A 24,429-nucleotide genomic window follows, 5' to 3' on the forward strand; every position below is an offset into this window, starting at 1 on the left:
GGTGTGGTGTGAACGAATTCTGGGACCGCATTTCCGCGGTGAGTCCTGATCCGCCGGTGTGGATCGTCCAAGTCGCTGCCCTGGCCGCTCTCGTCATCGTGGTGCTCCCGCAGACCTGGCGGATCGCGCGCAACGTCGTGACCATCGCGCACGAGGGCGCTCATCTGTTCGTCGCACTCATCACCGGTCGCCAGCTGATGGGCCTGCGGTTGCATTCGGACACCTCGGGCGTCGCGATCTCCAAGGGCAAGCCCACCGGCCTCGGCGTCATCGCGATGACCTTCGCTGGCTACGTGGGGCCGGCGCTGCTCGGTCTCGGTGCCGCGTTCGTGCTCGGAACCCAACATGCAGTCGCGGTGCTGTGGATCGGCGTCGTGTCGATTGCGTTGATGCTGTTGATGATTCGCAACATCTACGGGCTGCTCTCACTTGTCGTCGTCGGCGCCGCCCTGTTCGTCGTGTCCTGGTGGGGCACCGGCGAGCAACAGGTCGCTGCGGCGTACTTCATCACGTTCTTCCTGCTGATCGCCGGTCCGCGTCCCGTTCTCGAACTGCAGAAATCACGCAGCGCAGGACGGGCTCGGGACTCCGACGCCGATCAGCTGGCCCGGTTGACCTTCCTCCCCGGCATCGTCTGGGTCGGCCTGTTCCTGCTCGTGACCGTCGGCTCACTGGCGTTGGGGGCGTGGCGGATCCTGATGCCGGTTCAGTGACGAAGGGCCTGGGCCCTCAACTGTCCGGCTGCGGATTCTCCGTCAACATCCCGACCAGTCGCGCTACGCGATCTGCTCGGGTCTGCTCTCGTGCAGCGTTGTCGATCGGCATCAACAACTGACGCCGCTCACTCGGCCGCTTCCGCTCCCACGCGGATGTGCAGTGCGCCGCCTCCATCGCCTCCGCGACGTCCTGCGGCACCGGAACCAGATCGGGGTCGGCCGGCTCGAACTCGCAGGAGAGAACATCGCCGGCGCGGGCACCCAATCGGCGCTGAAGCCCCGCACCGATGTAGACGAACGACCCGGGCATCACATCCGAACCCGCTTTGTTGAGACCGAGATTGAGACTCGAGCCCTCGATCGAACCGTCGATTCGGCGAGTCGGCCACCGCTCCGCTGCCTCGACCAATCGAGTCGGAACTCGGATGATCGTGTACGTGTTCTTGCCCCACGTCAACGGTTCCAGCACTGCGTCGAATCGAAAGCGCTCACTCACGAATGCCTCGCATCATCGACACGACTGAAGGGAATTTCGCCCATAATCGCAGCATAAACGAGCGGTTGTCTGCGGAATGAAGACTCGCGTCGAACCCCCACGCGGATCGAGACCCGTTAAGTTCGAGTCGTGAACCTCACCGAGGTATGGACTGCGTACATGGCGCGACACTGCGTGAGCGTGCACCAGTCACCGCTGCCGCGATTCGGCCCCCACGGTCGGTGGACGAGCGCGAGGCTGCGGAACGAGCGACGACTCCGTGGACGGACGAGCTGTGCGAGTTCTACGGACTGCACGACGGTCAGCACGAAACCTCAGGCGAGGAGCACGTTCCGGTCGGATCCGTGCTGCCGGGCTTTACGCTCTACTCGCTCGACCGAGTTGTGGATAGGCACAGGTTCAGCCTCGAAGGCCCGCATTCGATCGACGATCTGGGCGACGATTGGCCGGCCGTCGTTCGAGCCCAGGAGGCCGGCGAGACGGCGGAGATGTTCGTCCCGGCGTATGTTCCGTTCGCCGAAGACGGTGGAGGCGGCCCACTTTACGTCGACACGCGCCCAGGTGCCCGGCAAGGTTGTGTCCGTATGTTCACCTACGAAGGTGCCGACGAGGGCGGACCCTGGTTCGACTCGCTGACCGAGTTCATCGCAGCCCTGTGCCGTAGCGTCGAGACCGGATCGGCGATCTACGACGAGCTGACACCCTCGTTCGAGGACGGCGCGCTCCAGTGGTGCGACCCCGGGTTGCCGGGGGGATCGATGGCACATGCGGTTGCGCTCCCGATTGTTCGAATACCGTTCGCGCTCGTCGACTTTCGCCCATCGCAGCTGTCTGACGACGACGACCTGATCGATCTCGACCATGTCCGCCGCATCGTCATCGAGACTGCTCGGAGGCTGCATCCGTCGGCCATGGTCGAGGACGCCCGAGCGGTGTACCGGCAGGTGCCGCGTGTGCGCGGTGCCAACATGAACTGGTGGGTGTCGATGAACGGGTCGGAGGTGGTCTTCACCGCAATCGTCACCGGAGAAGACCACGACGTCATCGTCCTGGAGCTTCCATCCGGGAGATGCGTCTTCGAAGCCGACGAGTGAGGTCCCCGCTAGAACACCACCCACAGCAGCGACGCGAGTGCGAATATCGCCAGTCCGAGCGTGGTTTCCATGACGGTCCAGGTTTTCAGTGTGGTCTTCTCGTCCATGCCGAAGAAGCGGCTGACGAGCCAGAAGCCGGAGTCGTTGACGTGAGAGAGAACGGTGGCTCCTGCAGCGAGCGCGAAGACGAGCAGCGCGATCTTGAAGTTGCTCAGATCCAGCTCCGCCACCTGCACCGAGATCAGCCCGGCGGTGGTGGTGAGCGCAACGGTGGCCGAACCCTGCGCGACGCGTAGCGCGGTGGCGATCAGGAAGGCCTGCAACAGAATCGGCAGTCCTAGATCGGACAACGAGGAGGTGAGGGACTGCCCGATGCCACTGGCCCGAAGCACACCTCCGAACATGCCGCCGGCACCGGTGATCAGGATGATCGAGCAGATGGGCCCGAGAGCCTGATCCATGTACTTGGCACCGTCGGCCACCGGGAAGCGCCCCGGCGCGAGGATGAACAAAGCCAGGAGCAAGGTGATGAGCAGTGCGATGGGTGTCTGACCGATGAGCGTGAGGGCAGCGGCCCAGGTCTCGTCTCCGGTCAGCACGCCCGAGGTGGTCAGAGTGTTGACCACGGTGTTGAGGGAGATCAGCACCAGAGGCGTCAGCAGAATGAACAGCACCGCGGCGAACTTCGGAGCCGGATTGCGTAGTGCAGCCATCTCCTTGTCGTGCTCCTCCGAGGCGGGTGCTCCGCCGGAGAAGATGTCGGCGGGCAAGGTGTGGAACCGCTTACCGAGCTGTGTGCCGACGAGGTACGAGCCGACGAACCAGGAGATGACGGCGACGGGGACGCCGACCAGCAGTACCGATCCGATATCGCCGCCGAGAAGCTCGGTGGCGGCGACGGGACCGGGATGCGGGGGAACGATGGCGTGCATCGCCGCGAACGCGCCCGCGGTGGGGAGTGCGTACAGCAGCACCGATCCACCGAAACGTTTGGCGACGGTGAAGATGATCGGCAGGAACACGACGAGCCCGGCGTCGAAGAAGATGGGAAAGCCGAAGATGAGTGCGGCGACACCGAGGGCGAGCGGTGCGCGTTTGGCACCGAAGCGGTTGATCAGGGTATCGGCCAATACTTGTGCGCCACCGGTGATTTCGAGCAGTCTGCCGACCATCACGCCCAAGGCGACGAGTAGGGCAACCGATCCGAGCGTGGAACTGAAGCCCGAGAGCAGGGCCGACGGTACGTCTGTCAGCGGAATTCCCGCCGCGACAGCGGTGACCGCGCTGACCAGGACGAGTGAGACGAAGGCGTGCAGCTTCACCTTCATGATGAGGAACAGCAAGATTGCTACGGCTGCGGCTGCGATCAGCAGCAATACAGTCGTTCCGTATGCCGGTTCGATCGGATCCATGGGGGTTACCTCGTTCGTTCGGCTCGAATTTCGACCATATCGGACAGTCTGCAAGCCCCGTGGGGTTACGAGCTCCGGTCGTCGGTCGACTCGGGTGCGGTGGAGTACGGTGCCAGTATGAGTGATGGGGATCACGTAACGGGTGGGGATCGCACTGGAGACTCGCCGGGGGAACCGACGACGGAACAGTTGCGCGAGCAAGCGCAGCGGTACGCCGCAGCCGCGCGCCTGAAGATGAAGGAGCGACGGGCGAACGCGTCCGGTGGTCTCGGAGCCGTTGTTGCCGAACGCGCAGGCGGCTGGGACCTCGACGATCAGAACACCGTCGCGATGGACCGTCAGCAGCGGCTGTGGAACGGGGTGATGGACCGGTACTTCCGAATGGAGATCGATGGTTGGGAGACCATCCCCGAGTCGCCGGTACTGGTCGTGGGGGTGCATTCGGGTGCGCCGTTCGTGTGGGACGCGTGGACCGTCGGCGCGCAATGGTGGCGACACTTCGGCGAGAAGCGGATTCTGCACGGCACCGCGCACGATGCGCTGATGGCGTTCCCGTTGATCGGCAAAGTCTTTCGATCCATGGGCGTGCTGCCCGCGGCACCGGACTCGATGTCGACGGCACTGGCCGAGGGCCGGGACGTCATCGTGTGGCCGGGCGGTGAGGTCGATTCGTTGCGGCCCTGGAGCAAGCGCGACGAGGCCACCCTCGGTGGTCGAACCGGTTTCATCAAGCTTGCCATTCGGATGGGTGTACCCATCGTGCCGGTGGCGACGGTGGGTGGGGCCGACGCGATGCCGGTACTGATTCGCGGTGACAAGCTGTCGAAAGCGCTGAAGCTGGACAAGATTGCACGGTTGAAGGTGTTTCCCATCGCGATCTCGCTTCCCTGGATCATCGCGCCCGCCGCGCTGCCACAGATTCCGTTGCCCGCCAAGATCCGTACCCGTTTCATGCCGCCGGTCGAACTGGACCACGATCCGGCTCGGTGCGAGGACGAGGCGTACGTCGAAGCCAAATACGACGAGGTGCGCGCGAGCATCCAGTCCGGGATGGACGCCCTCGCCAGCAAGCGAAAGTTTCCCGTCTTCGGCTGATTCCTCGCGGTATCGGCAACGCGGACCGAAGCTGACCGCGATCGTTTCTAGCGTCTCCGTCGTAGGGATTCACCGCTACGACGAGGGGCGTCACACATGATCGAAACATCGGGATTGACCAAGACTTTTCGGCAAGGCAAGAAGACCGTGGAGGCGGTGCGTGGCATCGATCTGACGATCGGTGAGGGGGAACTGGTGGCGCTGCTGGGTCCCAACGGGGCCGGTAAGTCGACCACTCTGCGGATGCTGACCACCCTGCTGTCACCGACGTCGGGCTCGGCCCGCATCGCGGGGTTCGACGTGGGCCAGGACCGGGATCGAGTTCGGCGCAGCCTCGGCTACGTGGGACAGGGCAACGGTGCGGGCCACAATCAACGCGTCCGGGACGAGCTCGTCGTGCAAGGCCTGTGCTACGGCATGACGCGTCCCCGATCACGCAGTCGCGCAGACGAATTGATCGAGGCGCTCGAACTCGGCGAGCTCGCCGGCCGTACGGTCTCGACTCTCTCCGGTGGGCAGCGTCGACGGCTCGACATCGCTCTGGGTTTGGTGCATCGGCCACCCCTGCTGTTTCTCGACGAGCCGACCACCGGCATGGATCCGCAGAGCAGAGCCAATCTGTGGGACCACATTCTGCGGCTCAGGCGCGAGATGGGCACCACCATCGTGCTCACCACGCACTATCTCGACGAGGCCGATTCCATGGCCGAGCGGGTGATCGTCGTCGACCGCGGCACCGTCATCGCCGACGACACCGCCACGGCGCTCAAGTCCGAACTGGCAGGCGATCTCGTCGTCCTCACCGTGTCCGACGCGTCGGCGCTGGCTCCGCTCCTGGCCGGGGTTGCCGGTATCAAGGACGTGACGGTTGCGGGTTCGAGGCTGAACATCCGGGTCGAGCGCGCCGAGTCGGTGTTGCCGGAGTTGCTGCGACTCAGTCAGTCTCACGGCATACGGGTGCTCACGGCGGACATGACGAGGCCTACTCTCGACGACGTGTTTCTCGGCCTCACCGGGCGCAGTCTGCGCGAGAGCGCCGCGGCACTCGACAACGCAAACATGGCAGGAGAACTGCGATGAACGTTCTCTCCGGAAGCACGTTGGTGATGGGCCGCGAACTGCGGCCGATGGTCCGCGATCCGTTCACCGTCATCTTCAGCCTCATCCAACCTCTGATCCTGCTCGCGCTGTTCGGCCCACTGCTCGCCGATGTTCCCGGTCTCGGGGACGGAAGTGTGTGGGACTGGTTCGTTCCCGGTGTGCTCGCGATGATCACCATCTTCGGAACGTCCATGACGGGCTCGAATCTGTTGGCCGAGTTGCAACAGGGGTCTCACGAACGAATGCTGGTGACACCGTTGCCGCGATCGGCGCTGCTCGTCGGGCGCGCGATCAAGGAAATGGTGCCGCTCGCCGCACAGGCCGTGCTGATCGTTCTGGTGGCATTACCGCTCGGCCTGTCCGTGAATCCGATCGGTGCCGCAGTCGGAATCGTGCTGCTCGGTGTTTTCGGCGTCGGACTCGGCGCACTGTCCTATGCATTGGCTCTGGCTGTGCGCGGGCAGGATTGGGTGTTCTGGTCCATCCAGCAGACCTTGATGTTCCCGCTGCTCATCCTCTCCGGCACGATGCTGCCGCTGACGGCCGCCCCCGGTTGGATGCAGTTCCTGGTGAACATCAACCCCCTCGGATATCTCGTCGACGCCGAACGTGCACTGTTCGCCGGCGACTTCGCGAGTTCGACGGTGACGGCAGGTGTCGTCGCGGCCGCGGCCACTGCGGCGGTCGGACTTGCCGTCGGGATCCGGGCTATGGGTTCGAAGCGGGTGTGAGGCTAAGCTCGCGTCATGGATCGGCCTGCGGTAATTCTCGAAAACGATGTGACCGTGTACGACTTCTACCTGCGACACCAGCAGAATCGTCAGGTCGCGAGGTTGGCGTATGCCACCCTCGCCCGACGCTTCCGCCCGCGGGTGTCGTATCCCGACGGTGCCCGTGAGGAGCTGCGTCGTCTTGTCTACGACAACACGCGTCTGCTCATCGCGGTCAATCATCTGACCGAGAACGATCCGTACACGCTCGCAGCGGCGGCATGGGCGTCGCCGCTGCGTCCGGTCATCGGCCGCACGCGGGTATTGGCCAAGGATGAGCTGTTTCAGGAACCGAAGCAGCGCAAGCGAATCGACATGATGGGTGGCATCCCCGTCTTTCGCGGCAAGAATCACGGCATGCGCGCGGTCAGCGCAGCCGGCAGCCGCATGATGGACGTCAGCGCCGAGCGAATGAAGCGGGGCGACGACCTCGCGGTGTTTCCCGAGGGCACCTGCAATCTCGAGGATCCGACGACGGTGCAGCACGTCGGCAGCGGTATCGGCCACATCGCGATGCGGGCGCGCAAGCTCGGGGTCGAGCCGGTGCTGATCTGCATCGGTCTGAGCTACGGCCCCGGTGTGCCGAAGGTGAAGCAGGCGAGCGTCTACATCGATTCGCCCATCACCGATCTGCCGGAAAAGCCGATCGACTTCACCCGCGTGGTGGCGCAGGGAATGCAGAAGGCACTTGACGGTGCGGTGGCTGCGTACTGACTGCGCTGCCGGGGTTGGTAGAAACAGATGACAGGTAATTCGATTCGGCCATTGTCAGGAGATATTCGTGAGTGATCAGATCAAGACGGCCATAGTCACCGGTAGTGCGCGTGGAATCGGCGCTGCGGTAGCGAAGCGGCTGGCCAAGGACGGTTTCGGAGTCGCCGTTGTGGACCTCGACGAGGCCGCGTGCAGCGACACCGTCGGCGCAATCCAGGCTGCAGGTGGACAGGCAGTGGCCATCGGTGCCAACGTCGCCGACGAGGAATCGGTCCAGACTGCGGTCGATCGCATCGCGAGCGAGTTCGGTGCGCCGACCGTACTGATCAACAACGCCGGCATCACCCGCGACAACCTGCTGTTCAAGATGACGGTGCAGGACTGGGATTCCGTTCTGGGCGTACACCTGCGTGGATCGTTCCTGATGACCCGCGCGGTCCAGAAGCACATGATCGACGCCAAGTGGGGTCGCATCGTCAACCTGTCGAGCACGTCCGCCCTCGGCAACCGCGGCCAGGCCAACTACTCCGCCGCCAAGGCCGGAATGCAGGGCTTCACCAAGACCCTCGCCATCGAACTCGGCAAGTTCGGCGTCACCGCCAACGCCATCGCCCCCGGGTTCATCGAGACGGAGATGACGGCGGCCACCGCAGAACGCGTCGGCATGCCCTTCGAGGAATTCAAAGCCGCTGCAGCGTCGCAGATTCCGGTCAATCGCGTCGGACACCCCGATGACATCGCGCACCTGGCGTCGTTCTTCGTCAGCGAGGGTGCAGGCTTCATCTCGGGCCAGGTCGTCTACGCCGCCGGTGGGCCGAAGGACTGACCTCTCGCGAAGGCGTGAATGGTCCATTCACCGGCCCTGACGGGGGTGAATGGACCATTTACGCAAGAACGGGGGACTACTACGAATACGTGTAGAAACCCTTACCGGTTTTGCGACCCAGCATTCCGGCGTCCACCATGCGCTGCAGCAGCGGCGGCGGGGCGTAGTGCGGTTCGCGGAACTCTGCATAGAGCGACTCGGCCACCGCGAGGGTGACGTCGAGGCCGACGGTGTCGGTCAGACGCAACGGGCCCATAGGGTGTGCGCAACCGTTGACCATGCCCTCGTCGATGTCCTCTGCGCTGGCGAAGCCGGACTCGAGCATACGGATGGCCGAGACCATGTACGGGATGAGCAAGGCATTGACGATGAATCCGGCGCGATCGCCCGCGCGGATCGTCTTCTTGCCCAGCGTATTTCCGGCGTAGTCCGTCACCGCTGCAACGGTCTCTTCGCTGGTGAGCAGGCTGACCACGATCTCGACCAACGGCAGCACCGGCACGGGGTTGAAGAAGTGCACTCCGACGACCTTGTCGGGTCGCTTCGTCGCGTTGGCCATCTTGATGACCGGAATCGACGAGGTGTTGGTCGCCAGGATTCCCTCGGGCTTGACGATGGAATCGAGCTTGCCGAACAGATCGAGCTTGAGCGATTCGATCTCCGGAGCCGCCTCCACCACCAGATCGCGGTCTGCGAAATCGTTGATGTCGAGCGTCAATGTGATTGCGGCCCTAGCCTTCTCGGCTGCGTCGGCTTCGATGCGGCCGGACTTGACGGCGCGGGCGAAGGACTTGTCCAGGCGAGCTTCGGCGGCGTCGGCGGTGGCCTGACTCGTTTCCAGGATCATCACGGAACTGCCGGAGCGAGCACACATCTCGGCGATGCCGGCTCCCATGGTGCCGCCGCCGATGACGCCTACGAGTTCGATGGTGCTCATTTGAGCAGCGCCCGCGACATGACGACACGCTGAATCTGGTTGGTGCCCTCGTAGATCTGGGTGATCTTGGCGTCGCGCATCATGCGCTCGACCGGGAAGTCGGTGGTGTAGCCGGCACCGCCGAAGAGCTGCACGGCGTCGGTGGTGACCTCCATGGCCACGTCCGAGGCGAAGCACTTCGCTGCCGCGGAGATGAACCCGAGGTTCTTCTCGCCGCGCTCGGCGCGGGCCGCGGAGCTGTAGACCATCAGACGTGCGGCTTCGACCTTCATCGCCATGTCGGCGAGCATGAACTGCACTGCCTGGAAGCTCGAGATCGCGTTGCCGAACTGCTTGCGGTCCTTGGTGTATGCGATGGCCGCGTCGAGAGCACCCTGTGCCAGACCGACGGCCTGTGCGCCGATGGTCGGGCGGGTGTGGTCGAGCGTTTCCAGCGCAGTCTTGAAGCCGGTGCCGGGATCACCGATGATGCGATCGCCGGGGATCTTGCAGTTCTCGAAGTACAGCTCGGTGGTGGGCGAGCCCTTGATGCCGAGCTTCTTCTCCTTCGGGCCGATGCTGAAGCCCTCGTCGTCGATGTGCACGATGAACGACGAGATTCCGTTGGCACCCTTGTCGGGATCGGTCACGGCCATGACGGTGTACCACTCGGACTTGCCGCCGTTGGTGATCCAACACTTGGCACCGTTGAGGATCCAGTTGTCACCGTCCGCCTTGGCGCGGGTGCGCATGGCGGCGGCGTCGGATCCTGCCTCGCGCTCGGACAGGGCGTACGACGCCATCGCACCGCCGGCGAGGGAGGGCAGGACCTGCTTCTTGAGTTCCTCGGAGCCCTTGAGGATCAGGCCCATCGTGCCGAGCTTGTTGACCGCGGGAATCAGCGAGGACGAACCGCAGACGCGTGCAACCTCTTCGATGACGATGCAGGCAGCGACAGAATCGGCACCCTGGCCGTCGTATTCCTCGGGAACGTGGATGGCGTTGAAGCCCGAGGCGTTCAGCGCTTTGAGTGCTTCGTCGGGGAAGCGGGAGTCCTCGTCGACCTCTTTGGCGTACGGGGCGATCTCCTTCTCCGAGAGCGCCCGAATGGCCGCGCGCAGTTCGTCGTGCTCTTCGGGCGATTGATACAGATCGAAGTCGGGATTTCCGGCCATGTCGGCCACGCTCCTCGGTATGTCGGGGGTAGCACTGCCCACAGAGGGCACTCAGTGCCAAGGATTGCCCCAGTGTACGTCTGAATTAGGACCGATTCAAGACCGGGTCTCGGGCATCCGGCACTCAGTGCCACTCGGGCCGGGTCAGTCAGGCGCTTGTGTGATCGGCCAACGCGTCGACGACTTTGGTGACGGACGTGCCCCGGGGGAACGACGCGACGACGATCTCACCGAAGAACTGCGCGCGGACTTGCGCTAGTGCCGAACGCAGATCCTCGACGGACGTCGGCAGGCCGTCGCGAATCATCCGACGAAGGATGTAGTTGTGCGTCGCGGTCACCGTGGCCGAGAACTGCAGGATCTCCAGGTGGGGGTGATCGGGCAGAACGCGCTGCAGATATTCGACGAAGAGTCTGTCGTAGCGAAACACGGTGACGATTTCTCGGTCACGCAGCGCGGGGATCTTGTGGACCACCTGGTAGCGCAGGCGTGACATCTCGTGCCACTCGGAAAACCGCTCGTACACCAACTGCGCTGCATCGCACACGGCCCGCCACGGATCGCCCTCGTTCGACTCGAGAAACGCGCCGGCCTGCTCGAGCAGAATTTCGTGATCTGCGAAGACCACGTCTTCCTTGGCGCGGAATTGACGAAAGAATGTCCGACGCGAGATTCCGGCGGCACCGGCGATGTCGTCCACCGTCGTCGACTCGTAGCCCTTGACGGAGAACAGGTCGAGGGCAGCGGTGGCCACAGTGAGCCTGAAGTCGGTGGATTCTTCGGGGTCTCCGCGCATGGGAGTGAACGTAGCCGAGTTTCGGGACAGGCAGGGGCCGTCCATTCCCGTCCGTTGATTGCTAGTGTTCGCAAGTAGCCTGCTGAGCGGCGGCGGGTGCCACGGGAGGACTTCATGGCCACGGATTCGAGCCGGCCGCTCTACAGAATGAAAGCCGACTTCTTCAAGACGTTGGCGCATCCCGCGCGCATTCGGGTGCTGGAGTTGCTGAGCGAGCGCGAGCATGCCGTGTCCGAGCTGCTTCCGGAAATCGGCATCGAGCCGGCCAATCTGTCTCAGCAGTTGTCCATCCTGCGGCGCGCCGGTCTCATCGAAGGCACTCGGGAAGGCCTGTCGGTGTCCTACACGTTGACCTCTCCGAAGGTGGCCGACCTGTTGCTCGTCGCGCGGGAAATACTCACGGGAGTGGTGGCCAACCAGGCCGAGCTGCTGGAAGGCGAGTCCGGAACGCGCGCCTGACACGTCGGCCTCGGATGGTCTGGCTCACGTCGGTGTTCACCTGATTCATTACTTGCTAAACTTAGCAATCAACTGGATCAGGATCGATGAGTTCTCAGAGAGCGTCACATGTCCGAACCGACGAAACCCACCCGTAAGACCGACGCCTCGAGGGCTGTGACAGCGCTCCTGCCCAGATGGAGCGAGTGGAAACCCGCCTTCCGTGCGCCGGGTGCGGATCTGCTGGCCGGTCTGATCGTGGCCCTCGTCGCATTGCCCCTGGCGCTCGGCTTCGGTGTCAGCACCGGGCTGGGTGCCGCGGCCGGCCTGACCACGGCGATCATTGCCGGCGTCGTCGCCGCGGTATTCGGTGGGTCACGGTTCCAGGTGTCCGGCCCGACCGGTGCCATGACGGTGGTGCTCGTGCCGATCGTTGCCGAATACGGGCCGACCGGCGTACTCGCCGTCGGGCTGATGGCCGGGGTCATCCTGCTCGCGCTCGCCGCTGCCGGAGTCGGTCGAGCCGTCCGGTACATGCCGGCACCCGTCATCGAAGGGTTCACCGCCGGCATCGCCGTCGTCATTGCGCTACAACAGGTTCCGTCGGCCCTGGGCGTCACCGACGCCGAGGGTGAGAAGGTGTGGCAATCCGCGTTCGACGCGGTCCGCTCGTTCGTCTCGAACGCGAGCATCCTGACGCCCACCGTGGCCGTCACCGTCGCGATCGTCATGCTCGTCGGCGGCCGCCTGGCTCCGAAAATCCCGTTCTCGCTGGTCGCTGTCGCCGGAGCGACGGTGGTCACCCAAGTGTTCGACCTCGACATCGCCCGCATCGGCACAATTCCGTCGTCGCTGTCCGCTCCGAGCCTGAGCTTCTTCCACCTCGGTGACGTGACGGCGTTGTTGGCACCGGCGTTCGCCGTCGCTGCGCTGGCGGCCCTGGAGTCGCTGCTGTCCGCGACCGCAGCGGACTCGATGGGCGTCGGCGCGCGGCACAACCCCGACCGTGAACTGTTCGGGCAAGGGCTGGCGAACATAGCCGCTCCGTTGTTCGGCGGGATCCCGGCCACCGGTGCCATCGCCCGCACTGCCGTCAACGTTCGATCAGGGGCGCGGACGAGGCTTGCAGCGCTCACCCATGCCGTGATCCTCGCCGCCATCATGTACTCCGCCGCGGGCTTGGTAGCCGACATTCCACTCGCGGCGCTGGCCGGGGTGCTCCTGGCGACGACGGTACGCATGGTCGAAACCGCGTCGATTCGAGCGATCACTCGTGCGGGCCGCGGCGACGCCGTGGTGATGGTGGCGACCTTCCTCGTCACGGTCGTCTTCGATCTGGTGACGGCGGTGGCGGTCGGCGTCGGGTTCGCTGCGATGCTGGCCCTGCGGGCTGTCGCGCGATCCGCCAGGGTCGAGCAGGTTCCACTGGACGCACTTGACGCGGTCTCGACGGAAGAAGAAGGCTTGCTGCGCGAGCACATCGTCGCCTACCGAATCGACGGAGCGTTGTTCTTCGGAGCCGCGCACAGCTTTCTGCTCGAGCTCGCCGACGTGTCGGATGTGAAAGTGGTGATCCTGCGCATGTCGCGAGTGACCACGATCGACGCCACCGGAGCCATCGTCCTCAAGGACACGATCACCGCACTCGAACACCGCCATATCACCGTCCTCATCTCTGCGGCCAAACCCGAACACCTGCGGCCGCTGACGGCGTTGGGTGTGTTCACCACCAAGGACGACGAGGCGCGCCGTGTTTTCGAGACCACGCCGCAGGCCATCGCCTACGCACGCACCGTCGTGACCGAGGCAGCCGAACCCCGCGGGTAGGGTCCAAGTCACACTTGCGTAGGAAAGGACCGGCTCATCGTGGCTCTCGTTGCAGGAATCGACTCCTCCACCCAATCGTGCAAAGTATTCGTTCGTGACGCCGAATCGGGAGAGCTGGTGCGCCAGGGGCGGGCTGCTCATCCCGACGGCACCGAGATCGACCCGCAGCGCTGGAAGGACGCGCTCGACGAGGCGGTGGCAGCAGCAGGCGGACTCGACGACGTGGACGCGGTCTCGGTCGGTGCGCAGCAGCACGGCATGGTGTGCCTCGACGACGCAGGATCAGTGGTTCGTAAAGCCCTGCTGTGGAACGACACTCGGTCGGCGCAGGCCGCGACGGACCTTGTGTCCGAGTTGGGGAAGAACACCGGCGTCGACGGCGGGCAGGCCTGGGCCGACGCTGTCGGAGTGGTTCCGCTTGCTTCGATCACCGTCGCCAAGTTGCGATGGCTCGCCGACCACGAGTCAGAGAACGCCGATCGCACTGCGGCCGTATGTCTTCCGCACGATTGGCTCAGCTGGCAGCTCGGCGACGCAGCCGGACTGGATTCGCTGGCCACCGATCGGGGCGACGCCAGCGGCACCGGATACTTCTCTGCTGCCTCGAACGAATATCGAACCGACTTGTTGCAGTTCGGTTTTCGGGGGCGCAACCCGCAGCTTCCGCGGGTCGCCGCGCCGAACGAGGCCATCGGCCGATTGCGCAGCGGTGGACTGATCGGACCGGGGACCGGCGACAACGCCGCCGCGGCCCTGGCCCTCGATGCCCAGCCCGGTGACGTGGTGGTCTCGGTGGGCACCTCCGGTGTCGTATCGGCCGTGACATCGGTTGCAGCAAACGATGGTTCGGGCCTGGTCGCCGGATTCGCCGACGCCACCGGCAGGCAGTTGCCGTTGGTGTGCACCCTCAACGCTGCCCGGGTGCTCGATGCGGCGGCGCGTCTACTGGGCGTCGACCATGACGAACTGTCTCGATTGGCGCTGTCGACGACCAGCGAGGGATTGGTGTTGGTGCCGTACCTCGAGGGTGAGCGCACCCCCAACCGTCCCGATGCATCCGGCGCGATTCACGGCCTGCGACTGAACAATTCGACGCCGGGTCACCTGGCCCGCGCGGCAATCGAGGGTCTGCTGTGCGGCTTGGCCGACGGCATCGATCACCTGCGTGCACAGGGTGTGGAGACGAAACGGGTGCTGCTCATCGGCGGCGGCGCGAAATCCGCAGCGTTGCGCGCATTGGCTCCGGCGATTCTCGGAGTGCCGGTGATCGTGCCCGAGCCGGGTGAATATGTCGCCGACGGTGCCGCGCGTCAGGCCGCGTGGACCTTGGCCGGCACCAGTGAGCCGCCGACCTGGGCACAGGCACCGTCGCAGACGTACGAGGCAGACCCGACCCCGGCGGTGCGGGAACGCTACGCCGAGGTGCGGGATCTGACCGAGGGCGCCTCCCCCATGTGAGCGAAACTTCGTAGCCCACTACGAAGTTCTGCTCACATGCGGCGCAGCCGCTCTCAGGGAATCAGGCGCGCGTCTCGGTAGCGCTGAATCACCGAGGCGATGGCATCCGGAGTGGATCGGAAGCCGAGGAAGCCGGCCTTCTTCGACTTGTTCATGTCGGTCAGGCATTCCATGTCGCGGCCGAGGTCACCGTCGGTGTGCCACCACGACGCCAGGCGTGAGACGTCGCTTTCGACCAGATCGTGCTTCTCGGCGATTCGCTTCCACGCGGCGGCCGCGTCGGACATGCGGGGTTCGAGGGGACGCGGTTCGGTGTCGAATCCCTCGGGCTCGACGCCGAAGTGCGCCGCGAACTGCGGCCACAGCCAGCGCCAGCGGAAGACGTCACCGTTGGCGATGTTGAAGGCCTCGTTGTGTGCGTTGTCGTCGGTTGCCGCCCAGACCATCTGCTCGGCGAGCAGGTCGGCGTCGGTGAGGTCGGTGAGCCCGTTCCACTGCATCTCGGAGCCGGGGAAGACGAACTTCTCGCCGAGTTCCTTGCAGATCGACGCGTACACGGACAGCGTCAGCATCATGTTCATTGCGTTGCCGACCGCGAAGCCGGAGATGGTGTGCGCGCGGTGCACGCTCCAGCCGAAGCCGAACTTCTCGGCGCCGGCGAACAGTTCGTCTTCCTGCGCGTAGTAGAAGTTGGGGGTGTCGAGGCGATCCTCGGTTTCGTGGAACGGCGTCTCGGCCATCACTGCCTCGCCGTAGGCATCGAACGGCCCGAGGTAGTGCTTGAGTCCGGTCATCAGCGCGACGTGCTTCACCGAGTCGAGGGGGCCGAGCACGTTCAGCACGTTGCGCAGGGTCGCCGAGTTGACCTCGATGTTCTCCTGCTCCGAGTCCTTCTTCATCCAGGCGGTGAAGAACACGACCTCGGGGCGGACGTCGTTCAGAGCCTTCTCGAGCGAGTTCACGTCGAGCAGATCCGCGGCCACGGGGATGACGCCGTCGACGGGGACACTTCCGCTGCGACTCAGTCCGTAGGTGGTCCAGCCTGCATCGAGTGCGGCGCGGCACAGGGCCTGCCCGGAAATACCGGTGGCACCGACGATCAGCGCGCGCGTGTTGTTCGTAGTCATTCGACCCGACTACCCACTGGAGCCGATGCAACACGTGACGCGTCTCGCAGAGAGCGTCGATGTCCTGACAATCGCCGCTGGGATTGCCGCGTTGGGTGCCTGTCGGACCGCGATCGAGGGGTGGGCTTTCGTCAACGCTTCATCGACGGGTCTTGCCGTGTCGAATCAACACGGCGATGCCCAGTCCGATCAGGGTCAGGATCAGTGGTGCGACTATCGCCATGTTCGAGCCGATCGCAGTGAACAAAACGAACGTCGCGAGCGCCGCGAGAAAGTACACAGCAGCGAAACGCGGTGTCCAGAAAACGGTATGCACGTGATCCTCCCGGGTCGGAAATGGATGCGACAGCGCCGGCGATCTTCCAGGCGTACGGGTAAATCATAAGGGTAGGTAACGATTGTCCGCCATCAGTACCACGCGTGATCGTTGGCCGGGAACGGCGTCGCCGCCACCAACCATGGGGTGGGCCTTCGAGGCGTACAGCTCGATCAGCGTCGCGTCACGACCACTCACGCGTCGGTAGAACATCGGACATGAAACGGTGCAGTGCCGGGTTGTCGTTGTCCACCCGCCAGGCGGCGTCGAGTTCCACGGGTCGTTCCCTCACGGTCCGAACCGGCCGGAACACAACACCTTTCGGACGCATGGTCGACGCGGACTCCGGTACCAATGCCAGTCCGATCCCGGAGCGAACGAGCACCAGCATCGTGTGAACCTGGGTCACGTACTGCACGTAGCGCGGGGAGACGCCGACGATGGTGAAGGTGCTGATGAGCAGCTCGTGGAAGTATCGGGCATCGACGGGCGAGTACATGATGGTCGGCTGCTCGTCGAAGTCCTCCACCGACAGTTCGTCCTTCTCGGCAAGAGGGTGGTCATGGGGCATGGCTGCAATCAACGACTCGTGCAGCACCGGCCGCGATGCGATGCCCGGTCGCTTGAGCGGCGGCCTGGCCAGAGCGAGATCGAGATCGCCGACGGCCAATGACTCCATCTGCACGGCCGAGACCATCTCGCGCAGAACGAGTTTCACATCCGGGAGCTTCGCGCGTGCGGCGTCGAGCAACTGCGGCAGCACTGCATGGGCCGATGCGCCGGTGAATCCGACGACCACGGTCCCCAGGTCGCCGGTGGGGACTCGTCGCACAGTCAGTAGTGCGCCCTCGGCGAGGTCGAGAATGCGTCGAGCCTCGGGAAGGAAGGCCAGGCCGGCCGCAGTCAGGGTGACCGATCTGCTCGTCCGGTCGATCAGCTGTACGCCGACTTCGCTTTCGAGCTGTTGAATCTGTCTGCTCAAGGGCGGCTGGGTCATGTGCAGCCGCTCGGCGGCGCGTCCGAAGTGCAGCTCCTCGGCGACGGCGATGAAGCAGGACAGCCTGTTGAGCGAAAACATCGATTCATTCCTTGCATCGCGCGGGGAGTTTCGGCGTGCCTTTGCGTATAAAACTAGCGTACGAGCCCGATCCCGACGATTGGTAACCTTCCCTCCGGTAAGAGTAGAGTTCCCGCGCAGGTCCCCCCTTGCACCCATCGAATGGAGCCGTCGTGTCTCGAGCTGCCCAGGTGCCTGCCACCTCCATCGAAGACGTCTCGGTGCTCGGTGCGTTGCGCTCACCGAAGCGACTCAAGACCGAAGTACTCGCAGGCCTGGTCGTGGCACTGGCGCTCATTCCGGAAGCCATTTCGTTCTCGATCATCGCCGGGGTGGATCCGCGCGTCGGGCTGTTCGCGTCGTTCACGATGGCGGTCACGATCTCCATCGTCGGTGGCCGTCCCGCGATGATATCCGCTGCGACCGGTGCCATCGCGCTGGTCGTAGCCCCGCTGGCACGGGATTACGGCCTCGATTACCTCATCGCAGCCGTGATCCTCGGCGGAATCCTGCAGGTCCTGCTCAGCGTCCTCGGCGTCGCCAAACTGATGCGGTTCATCCCACGCAGCGTCATGGTCGGGTTCGTCAACGCACTGGCGATTCTGATCTTCTCCTCGCAGATCCCGTACCTGATCGGTGTGCCGTGGTTGGTCTACCCGATGGTCGCCGTGGGCCTGGCCATCATGTTCTTCCTGCCCAAGCTCACCACCATCGTGCCGGCACCACTGATCGCGATCGTGATACTGACCGGCGTCACACTCGTCTTCGCGCTGGCCGTGCCCGATGTCGGCGACGAAGGTGAATTGCCGTCCTCGCTGCCGTCGTTCCTGATCCCGGATGTGCCGTTCACCGTCGACACGTTGTCGATCGTCGCGCCGTTTGCGCTTGCCATCGCGTTGGTGGGTCTACTCGAATCACTGATGACGGCCAAGCTCGTCGACGACATCACCGATTCGCATTCCAACAAGACCCGCGAGGGCTGGGGCCAGGGTGTGGCCAACCTCGTCACCGGGTTCACCGGCGGCATGGGCGGTTGCGCGATGATCGGCCAGACCATGATCAACGTCAAGGTCTCCGGTGCACGCACTCGGATCTCGACGTTCCTCGCCGGCGTCTTCCTGCTGATTCTGGTGGTCGGTCTCGGCGACATCGTCGCGCTGATTCCGATGGCCGCGCTCGTAGCCGTCATGATCATGGTCTCGATCGGAACCTTCGACTGGCACAGCATCAACCCGAAGACGTTGCGGCGCATGCCCAAGAGCGAAACCCTCGTGATGGTCGCGACCGTGGCGGTCACCGTGATCACCCACAACCTCGCATACGGCGTGCTCGTCGGAGTGATCACCGCGATGGTGCTGTTCGCCAGGCGGGTTGCGCACCTGACCGAGGTGATCGATATGGCTCATCCCGACGAGGACACCCGCGTCTACGCAGTGAAGGGCGAGCTGTTCTTCGCGTCGAGCAACGACCTGATCTATCAGTTCGACTATGTGGGCGATCCGAAGAACGTCGTCATCGACATGTCGGAGTCGCACATCTGGGACGCATCGACCGTTGCGACGCTGGACGCCATCACCACCAAGTACGCCGCGAAGGGCAAGACAGTGGAGATCGTGGGTCTGAATGCGCCGTCCATCGAACGGCACGATCGGCTCAGCGGAAACCTGGGTGCCGATCACTGACTAGGGTGGACGCTCGAGCGAAGAGAGGTGGCACATGACGGACGACGACATGCACATGCAGATCGGCCAGGTAGCTCAGCGAACCGAGCTGTCGATTCGCACGGTTCGTCACTACGACGACGTCGGTCTGGTCACGCCCTCTGCTCGGACCGTCGGGGGCTTCCGGCTCTACACCGAGACGGACGTCGAACGCCTGCTCGTCATTCGCCGGATGAAGCCACTCGACTTCACGTTGGCCGAAATGAAACAGCTACTGGAATCTCTCGACGTTCTCGGAGACGAGAACGCGACCGACGACGCCAGGTCGTCGGCCGCGGCCTTCGTTCGTGAATGTCACACCAAGGCCGAGGACAGCTGCCGCACGTTGCGGCGGCAGCTCGCCTACGCAGAGGAGCTCACCGAGGTGTTGTCGACTCGCGGAGCAGCAGCCCGGAGCGAATAGGTTCGGCTCTAGCGGCCGAAGCTACTGCATCCGGGTTCAACCGGAATTCCCGCGAGGCGGTCGTCCAACCACGCGAACGCACCGGGAGCTCCGCTGCCGGCAACGATGCTGTGCTCACCCAGGTATTCCTCGAGGCGGACGTCGGCTCCGCGTGAACACCACTTGTCGAACACGGCCTCGGGACCTTCCTTCGGAATCCAGAACTCCTGCTGTCCGTGATACAGAAACACCGGTGCCGTCGGGGTTCCGCTGTCTCCCAATCGATTCTGATCAGCAACCGCGAGCGCCAGCGGCGAATTGAACGCATCGGGAGTGATGGACAGTGACTCGATGCGGATCGGAGCAACGACTCCGAACGGTGCAATCCCGATGATGCACAGGTCCTTCGACGCCTGTGCGAGCCGCCACCCGTCGTCGTTGTAGAGCGACAGCATCTCCGGGTACTCGCGCGCAACGCCCATCGCTGCCGCGAGGAACACCGCCGACGCTGCGTTGCCGTTCATGGACTGACGTAGCAGCGCGAAGTCGGTGGGCGTTCCGCCGAACGCTGCGCCGACGATGTTCAGTTCGGGGGCGTAGGCCGGAGCCTCCTGCACGGCCCAGCCCGATGCGATCGCCCCGCCCGAGTAGCCCGTAATACCCAGGGGCGCAGTTGGATCGAGGCCGACCGCGGCGGTCGTGACCGCGCCGCGCAGACCGTCGAGTACGGCGTGCGCTGCCATCGGTCCGACGGCGTACGCATGGCGTGGCCCCTGATGGTCGGTGACGACGACGGCGTAGCCCCGCGCCAGAAGCAGCTGCACGGGTGCCATTTCCGGAGCGATGCCGCGTTGCATGGTCCACGATGGCTCACACGTTGCACCGAGCGAATCGATGGCCATGTTGTATGCAACAACAGGGCGCGGACCGGGCGAGGTCCAGGGCGCGGTCGGGACGATGACGCTGGTGACGATGGCAGCGGGGCGGCCCTTCGCGTCCGTCGAGGCGACCAGCAGTTGGGTGGTGGTGACCGGGGTGACAAGTGGTCCGACGGTGACGCTGCGGGTCCGTAGAACTGTTCCGGGAGCGGCTGTTTCGTATCCGGGCGGCGGAACGACCCACGGATCGTCGAGCGGTGTCGCGGCGATCGATTCGGCGGTGCGCGGCGGATTCTGGAAATCGCCGAGTGGATCGGCACCCGCCGACCATTGCCCGCCCGACACCACCAGTGAAACCGCAGCGACCACCGCCGCACACCGACGGCCGAACTTCACGTACTTCCCCATCGAGACCCCCCGGTCGAAGTTCCGGATCGTTACCGGAGCTTTCCAAACGACTCTAGGGGCCGGAACCATCTACAGGGGCCGAACGCAAAATTTGCTCGGATCGGGCGGGGACTGGCGACCCGGTACGACAAGCTGGCCTTGGCGTACCGGGCAGGAGCCGTTCTGCGCGCGGCTTTCTTGTGGTCACCCACCTCGCCACTGAGAAGACGTGCTTTAGCCGTCCACGACCACCGGGACGATGAGGGGCTGACGGCCCAGGGTCTGCTTGGCCCACCGGGCCGATTCCTGCACGATGCGCTTCTCGATGTTCTCGCGAGAGGCAACCTTGACGTCGCTCTCGCGCGTGAGGGTCTTGCCGATCGCCTTGGCCAGTGAGTCGAAAGCGTTTGCCTCGTGGGCGAATCCGCGCCCGATGAAGTCGACGTCGTCGACGAGCAGACCGGTGTCGGGGTCCACGATCGCGATGACGGTCAGGACGCCCTCGTTGGCGAGCAGGCGTCGATCGGCCAGCGAATCCTCGGTCACACCACCGACGGAACTGCCGTCGACGTAGATCAGCTCGATGGGGACGGAGCCGGTGATCTGCGCGACGCCGTCGAACAGGTCGATGACGCTTCCGTTCTCGGCGATCAACACGCGATCGCGAGGGACGCCGGTCCTGATCGCAAGATCGGCATTGGCGCGCAGGTGTCGCGACTCACCGTGTACGGGAAGCACATTCGCGGGTTCGAGGATGTTGTAGCAGTAGACCAACTCGCCGGCGCTCGCGTGCCCGGAGACGTGCACCTTGGCATTTCCCTTGTGCACCACGCGTGCACCCTTGTCCACGAGGCCGTTGATGACGCGGTAGATCGCATTCTCGTTTCCGGGAATGAGGCTGCTGGCCATTAGTACGGTGTCGCCGTCGCCCACCTTGATCTGATGCTCACCCGACGCCATCCGCGACAGCGCGGCCAGTGGCTCGCCCTGCGATCCGGTGCAGATCAAGGTGATCTTGTGTGCCGGAAGTCGGTTGAGCTTCGGTAGATCGACCACGAGTCCGTCGGGCACATCGAGGTAGTTCAGATCGGTCGCAATCTTCATGTTGCGCACCATCGATCGCCCGACGAATGCAACTTTGCGGCCCTGCGCATGCGCGGCGTCGAGGACCTGCTGGATGCGGTGCACGTGACTGGCGAAGCTCGAGACGATCACCCGTCCCGAGGTTTCGCGGAACACCTTCTCGATGGCCGGGACCAGATCGCGTTCGGAGACCATGAACCCGGGAACCTCGGCATTGGTCGAGTCGACCAGGAGTAGATCGAGCCCTTCCTCGCCGAGGCGTGCGAAGCTGCGGAGGTCGGTGATCCGACCATCGAGCGGGAACTGGTCCATCTTGAAGTCGCCGGTGTGCAGCACCAGCCCGGCGTCGGTGCGAATGGCGATAGCGAGACCGTCGGGAATCGAGTGGTTGACGGCAATGAACTCGAGCTCGAACGGGCCCTCTTGACGGGTTTGCCCCGCCTCGACCTCGATCAGCTTTGTCGAGACCTTGAACTCCTCGAATTTGGCAGCCAGGAAGTGCAGTGTCAGCCGCGACGAGATGACGGGGATGTCGCCCCGTTCGCGCAGCAGATAGGGGACACCGCCGATGTGGTCCTCGTGTCCGTGGGTGAGGACGATCGCGACGACGTCGTCGAGACGATCTCGGATGCAACTCCAGTCGGGGAGGATGACGTCGACACCGGGCTGATGTTCCTCGGGGAAGAGCACGCCGCAGTCGACGATGAGCAGTTTTCCGTCGAACTCGAAGACGGTCATGTTCCGGCCGATCTCACCGAGACCGCCGGTCGCGATCACGCGAAGGTGCCCTGCCGAAAGCGCGGAAGAGGATCGCTTTCTCGGTGCGGCGGCTGATCTGCGGTTGCGTGGTGATCTCGACATACCTCTTACGCTACGGGGGGCCTCCGACCTGGTGTCGACCCCGGTCCGAAGACTGTTGATTTGCGTCAACTCTACTATTGCGTAAGAGTAGGGATCAGTTTCCAGTCAGTTCCTCCCCCGCCGATGTGTGCGGGACGCGTGAGATGCCCATCGGGCTCCACGAACAAAGCCTTCGGGCGCAGCGATGCGTCCACCCCATGGATGAGAGCGGCCGTTCGTCGGCACGTCTGCGTCCATCGATCACGAATGGAGAGATATGACCGACTCCGCCGAGCGGATTCCGACCGTCATGGGTGCCCTGCGGTCCCCGCGGATGCTGAAGACCGAGGTACTGGCAGGCCTCGTCGTCGCGTTGGCGCTGATTCCCGAGGCCATCGCCTTCTCGATCATTGCCGGCGTCGATCCGCGCGTGGGCCTGTTCGCGTCCTTCACGATGGCGGTGTCGATTGCGTTCCTGGGCGGTCGCCCCGCGATGATCTCGGCCGGCACCGGTGCCATCGCCCTGGTCATCGCCCCGGTCGCGAAGCAGTACGGTCTTGACTACTTCATCGCCACCGTCATCCTCGCCGGCGTTTTCCAAGTGATCTTCGGGGTCCTAGGCGTCGCCAGGTTGATGCGCTTCATCCCACGTAGCGTCATGGTCGGCTTCGTCAATGCGCTCGCCATTCTCATCTTCACCTCCCAGTTTCCTGCGTTGATAGGCGTGCCGTGGCTGGTCTACCCGCTGGTGGCCGTCGGTCTGCTGATCATGTTCCTGCTCCCCAGGATCACGTCGGTCGTGCCCGCACCGCTCGTCGCCATCGTGCTACTGACCGTTGCCACAGTGGTCTTCACGCTGAACGTCCCCGACGTCGGCGATGAGGGCGAACTGCCGTCGAGCCTGCCCGCGCTGCTGATCCCCGACGTCTCGCTGAACCTCGAGACGCTGAGCATCATCGCTCCGTACGCCCTCGCCATGGCCATCGTCGGACTGCTCGAATCGCTGCTGACGGCAAAACTCGTCGACGACGTCACCGACACTCACTCGAACAAGACCCGGGAGAGTTGGGGTCAGGGCGCAGCGAACGTCATCACCGGCTTCTTCGGCGGCATGGGCGGGTGCGCGATGGTCGGCCAGACGATGATCAACGTCAAGGCCTCGGGTGCCCGGACGCGCATTTCCACGTTCCTCGCCGGGGTGTTCCTGTTGATACTCGTGGTCGGACTGGGCGACGTCGTGGCACTGATCCCGATGGCCGCACTCGCCGCCGTGATGATCATGGTTGCGATCGGCACGATGGATTGGCACAGCATCAGCCCGAAGACGTTGCGGCGCATGCCCAAGAGCGAAACGGCAGTCATGCTGGCAACCGTGGTCGTCACCGTCGCCACCCACAACCTCGCGTACGGCGTCGTCGTCGGCGTGGTCACCGCGATGGTGCTGTTCGCTCGGCGGGTGGCGCACCTGACCGAGGTCGTCGACGTAGCGCATCCGAACGAGGACACTCGCATCTACGCAGTGAAGGGGGAGCTGTTCTTCGCGTCGAGCAACGATCTGGTCTATCAGTTCGACTACGCGGGAGATCCGAAGAACATCGTCATCGACCTCAGCGGTGCCCATGTCTGGGATGCGTCCACGGTCGCCACGCTCGATGCCATCACCACGAAGTACGAGGCGAAGGGCAAGCGAGCAGTGATCGTCGGTCTCGACGCCGCCTCTGCGCAGCGACATGTTCGGCTGACCGGGCAGCTGTCGGGCGGTCACTGACCAGCGCTCGCCGATCAGCCGATTTCATTGCGGAAT

Annotated in this window: 23 protein-coding genes; 13 read left to right on the plus strand and 10 right to left on the minus strand. The window is 64.3% G+C overall.

The features are described 5' to 3' along the window. The first annotated feature begins 8 nt into the window (after positions 1–8). Positions 9–713: a M50 family metallopeptidase gene (locus tag AB0366_RS15950; protein WP_366244776.1), complete on the plus strand. Its 705-nt coding sequence runs from the start codon at positions 9–11 to the stop codon at positions 711–713. Between the two features lie 16 nt (positions 714–729). On the opposite strand, the gene AB0366_RS15955 is transcribed toward AB0366_RS15950, so the two are convergent. Further along, entirely contained in the window at positions 730–1,212 is a 483-nt protein-coding gene (locus tag AB0366_RS15955) for a YdeI/OmpD-associated family protein (protein WP_366244777.1), read from the minus strand. A 221-nt stretch (positions 1,213–1,433) separates the two neighbouring features. Here AB0366_RS15955 and AB0366_RS15960 point away from each other — a divergent pair, with 221 nt between their 5' ends. Then, positions 1,434–2,306: an SMI1/KNR4 family protein gene (locus AB0366_RS15960; RefSeq protein ID WP_366244778.1), complete on the plus strand. Its 873-nt coding sequence runs from the start codon at positions 1,434–1,436 to the stop codon at positions 2,304–2,306. A gap of 8 nt (positions 2,307–2,314) precedes the next feature. Here the strand turns inward: AB0366_RS15960 and AB0366_RS15965 are convergent, their stop codons facing one another. Next, positions 2,315–3,718: a GntP family permease gene (locus tag AB0366_RS15965; RefSeq protein WP_121871351.1), complete on the minus strand. Its 1,404-nt coding sequence runs from the start codon at positions 3,716–3,718 to the stop codon at positions 2,315–2,317. Between the two features lie 234 nt (positions 3,719–3,952). On the opposite strand from AB0366_RS15965, the gene AB0366_RS15970 reads away from it, so the two are divergent. From AB0366_RS15970 to fabG, 5 genes are all read left to right on the plus strand, one after another. After that, entirely contained in the window at positions 3,953–4,813 is an 861-nt protein-coding gene (locus AB0366_RS15970) for a lysophospholipid acyltransferase family protein (RefSeq protein ID WP_366244952.1), read from the plus strand. A 96-nt stretch (positions 4,814–4,909) separates the two neighbouring features. Then, positions 4,910–5,893, plus strand: a complete 984-nt coding sequence (locus AB0366_RS15975; protein ID WP_366244779.1) for an ATP-binding cassette domain-containing protein — start codon at positions 4,910–4,912, stop codon at positions 5,891–5,893. After that, positions 5,890–6,645, plus strand: a complete 756-nt coding sequence (locus tag AB0366_RS15980; protein ID WP_366244780.1) for an ABC transporter permease — start codon at positions 5,890–5,892, stop codon at positions 6,643–6,645. Before AB0366_RS15975 ends, AB0366_RS15980 begins: the two co-directional genes overlap by 4 nt. Before the next feature lie 15 nt (positions 6,646–6,660). Beyond that, a complete protein-coding gene (locus tag AB0366_RS15985) occupies positions 6,661–7,398 on the plus strand; it encodes a 1-acyl-sn-glycerol-3-phosphate acyltransferase (RefSeq protein WP_121871347.1) in 738 nt (245 codons plus the stop codon). Positions 7,399–7,465: 67 nt separating this feature from the next. Further along, on the plus strand, positions 7,466–8,224 hold the full coding sequence (gene fabG / locus AB0366_RS15990; RefSeq protein WP_121871346.1) for a 3-oxoacyl-ACP reductase FabG: 759 nt from the start codon (positions 7,466–7,468) through the stop codon (positions 8,222–8,224). Positions 8,225–8,303: 79 nt separating this feature from the next. Here the strand turns inward: fabG and AB0366_RS15995 are convergent, their stop codons facing one another. The 3 genes from AB0366_RS15995 to AB0366_RS16005 form a co-directional block, all read right to left on the minus strand. Then, on the minus strand, positions 8,304–9,152 hold the full coding sequence (locus tag AB0366_RS15995; protein WP_272913838.1) for a 3-hydroxybutyryl-CoA dehydrogenase: 849 nt from the start codon (positions 9,150–9,152) through the stop codon (positions 8,304–8,306). A gap of 5 nt (positions 9,153–9,157) precedes the next feature. Further along, positions 9,158–10,324, minus strand: a complete 1,167-nt coding sequence (locus AB0366_RS16000; protein ID WP_366244781.1) for an acyl-CoA dehydrogenase — start codon at positions 10,322–10,324, stop codon at positions 9,158–9,160. 139 nt (positions 10,325–10,463) lie between these two features. Next, positions 10,464–11,111 carry a TetR family transcriptional regulator gene (locus tag AB0366_RS16005; RefSeq protein WP_366244782.1) on the minus strand — a complete coding sequence of 216 codons (648 nt, stop codon included), beginning with the start codon at positions 11,109–11,111 and terminating at the stop codon, positions 10,464–10,466. Between the two features lie 114 nt (positions 11,112–11,225). Between AB0366_RS16005 and AB0366_RS16010 the strand changes: the two genes are divergently transcribed. The 3 genes from AB0366_RS16010 (at position 11,226) to AB0366_RS16020 (ending at position 14,834) form a co-directional block, all read left to right on the plus strand. Further along, the gene (locus AB0366_RS16010; protein ID WP_366244783.1) at positions 11,226–11,570 is read left to right on the plus strand and encodes a metalloregulator ArsR/SmtB family transcription factor; all 345 of its coding nucleotides are present in this window, start codon (positions 11,226–11,228) and stop codon (positions 11,568–11,570) included. 108 nt (positions 11,571–11,678) lie between these two features. Then, a complete protein-coding gene (locus AB0366_RS16015; RefSeq protein ID WP_366244784.1) occupies positions 11,679–13,376 on the plus strand; it encodes a SulP family inorganic anion transporter in 1,698 nt (565 codons plus the stop codon). Between the two features lie 39 nt (positions 13,377–13,415). Then, complete coding sequence (locus AB0366_RS16020; RefSeq protein ID WP_366244785.1) at positions 13,416–14,834, plus strand: FGGY-family carbohydrate kinase; 1,419 nt, start codon at positions 13,416–13,418, stop codon at positions 14,832–14,834. Positions 14,835–14,887: 53 nt separating this feature from the next. Here the strand turns inward: AB0366_RS16020 and AB0366_RS16025 are convergent, their stop codons facing one another. The 3 genes from AB0366_RS16025 to AB0366_RS16035 all read right to left on the minus strand — a co-directional run bounded on the left by AB0366_RS16025 (position 14,888) and on the right by AB0366_RS16035 (position 17,355). Beyond that, positions 14,888–15,961, minus strand: coding sequence for an SDR family oxidoreductase (locus AB0366_RS16025; RefSeq protein WP_366244786.1), 1,074 nt, complete (start codon positions 15,959–15,961; stop codon positions 14,888–14,890). A 139-nt stretch (positions 15,962–16,100) separates the two neighbouring features. Next, on the minus strand, positions 16,101–16,277 hold the full coding sequence (locus AB0366_RS16030; RefSeq protein WP_366244787.1) for a hypothetical protein: 177 nt from the start codon (positions 16,275–16,277) through the stop codon (positions 16,101–16,103). A gap of 184 nt (positions 16,278–16,461) precedes the next feature. After that, positions 16,462–17,355, minus strand: coding sequence for a LysR substrate-binding domain-containing protein (locus AB0366_RS16035; RefSeq protein WP_366244788.1), 894 nt, complete (start codon positions 17,353–17,355; stop codon positions 16,462–16,464). A 152-nt stretch (positions 17,356–17,507) separates the two neighbouring features. Here AB0366_RS16035 and AB0366_RS16040 point away from each other — a divergent pair, with 152 nt between their 5' ends. Together AB0366_RS16040 and AB0366_RS16045 are read left to right on the plus strand one after the other, a co-directional pair. Next, on the plus strand, positions 17,508–19,016 hold the full coding sequence (locus AB0366_RS16040; RefSeq protein ID WP_366244789.1) for a SulP family inorganic anion transporter: 1,509 nt from the start codon (positions 17,508–17,510) through the stop codon (positions 19,014–19,016). Between the two features lie 34 nt (positions 19,017–19,050). Further along, positions 19,051–19,458, plus strand: coding sequence for a MerR family transcriptional regulator (locus tag AB0366_RS16045; RefSeq protein WP_366244790.1), 408 nt, complete (start codon positions 19,051–19,053; stop codon positions 19,456–19,458). An 8-nt stretch (positions 19,459–19,466) separates the two neighbouring features. On the opposite strand, the gene AB0366_RS16050 is transcribed toward AB0366_RS16045, so the two are convergent. Together AB0366_RS16050 and AB0366_RS16055 are read right to left on the minus strand one after the other, a co-directional pair. After that, positions 19,467–20,723, minus strand: a complete 1,257-nt coding sequence (locus tag AB0366_RS16050) for a lipase family protein (RefSeq protein WP_366244791.1) — start codon at positions 20,721–20,723, stop codon at positions 19,467–19,469. Between the two features lie 213 nt (positions 20,724–20,936). Continuing rightward, positions 20,937–22,562: a ribonuclease J gene (locus tag AB0366_RS16055; protein WP_128644760.1), complete on the minus strand. Its 1,626-nt coding sequence runs from the start codon at positions 22,560–22,562 to the stop codon at positions 20,937–20,939. A gap of 340 nt (positions 22,563–22,902) precedes the next feature. Between AB0366_RS16055 and AB0366_RS16060 the strand changes: the two genes are divergently transcribed. Further along, positions 22,903–24,393: a SulP family inorganic anion transporter gene (locus tag AB0366_RS16060; protein WP_366244792.1), complete on the plus strand. Its 1,491-nt coding sequence runs from the start codon at positions 22,903–22,905 to the stop codon at positions 24,391–24,393. Positions 24,394–24,429: the final 36 nt, after the last annotated feature.

The organism is Rhodococcus sp. NPDC076796 (genome assembly GCF_040702765.1).
Taxonomy (GTDB): domain Bacteria; phylum Actinomycetota; class Actinomycetes; order Mycobacteriales; family Mycobacteriaceae; genus Rhodococcoides.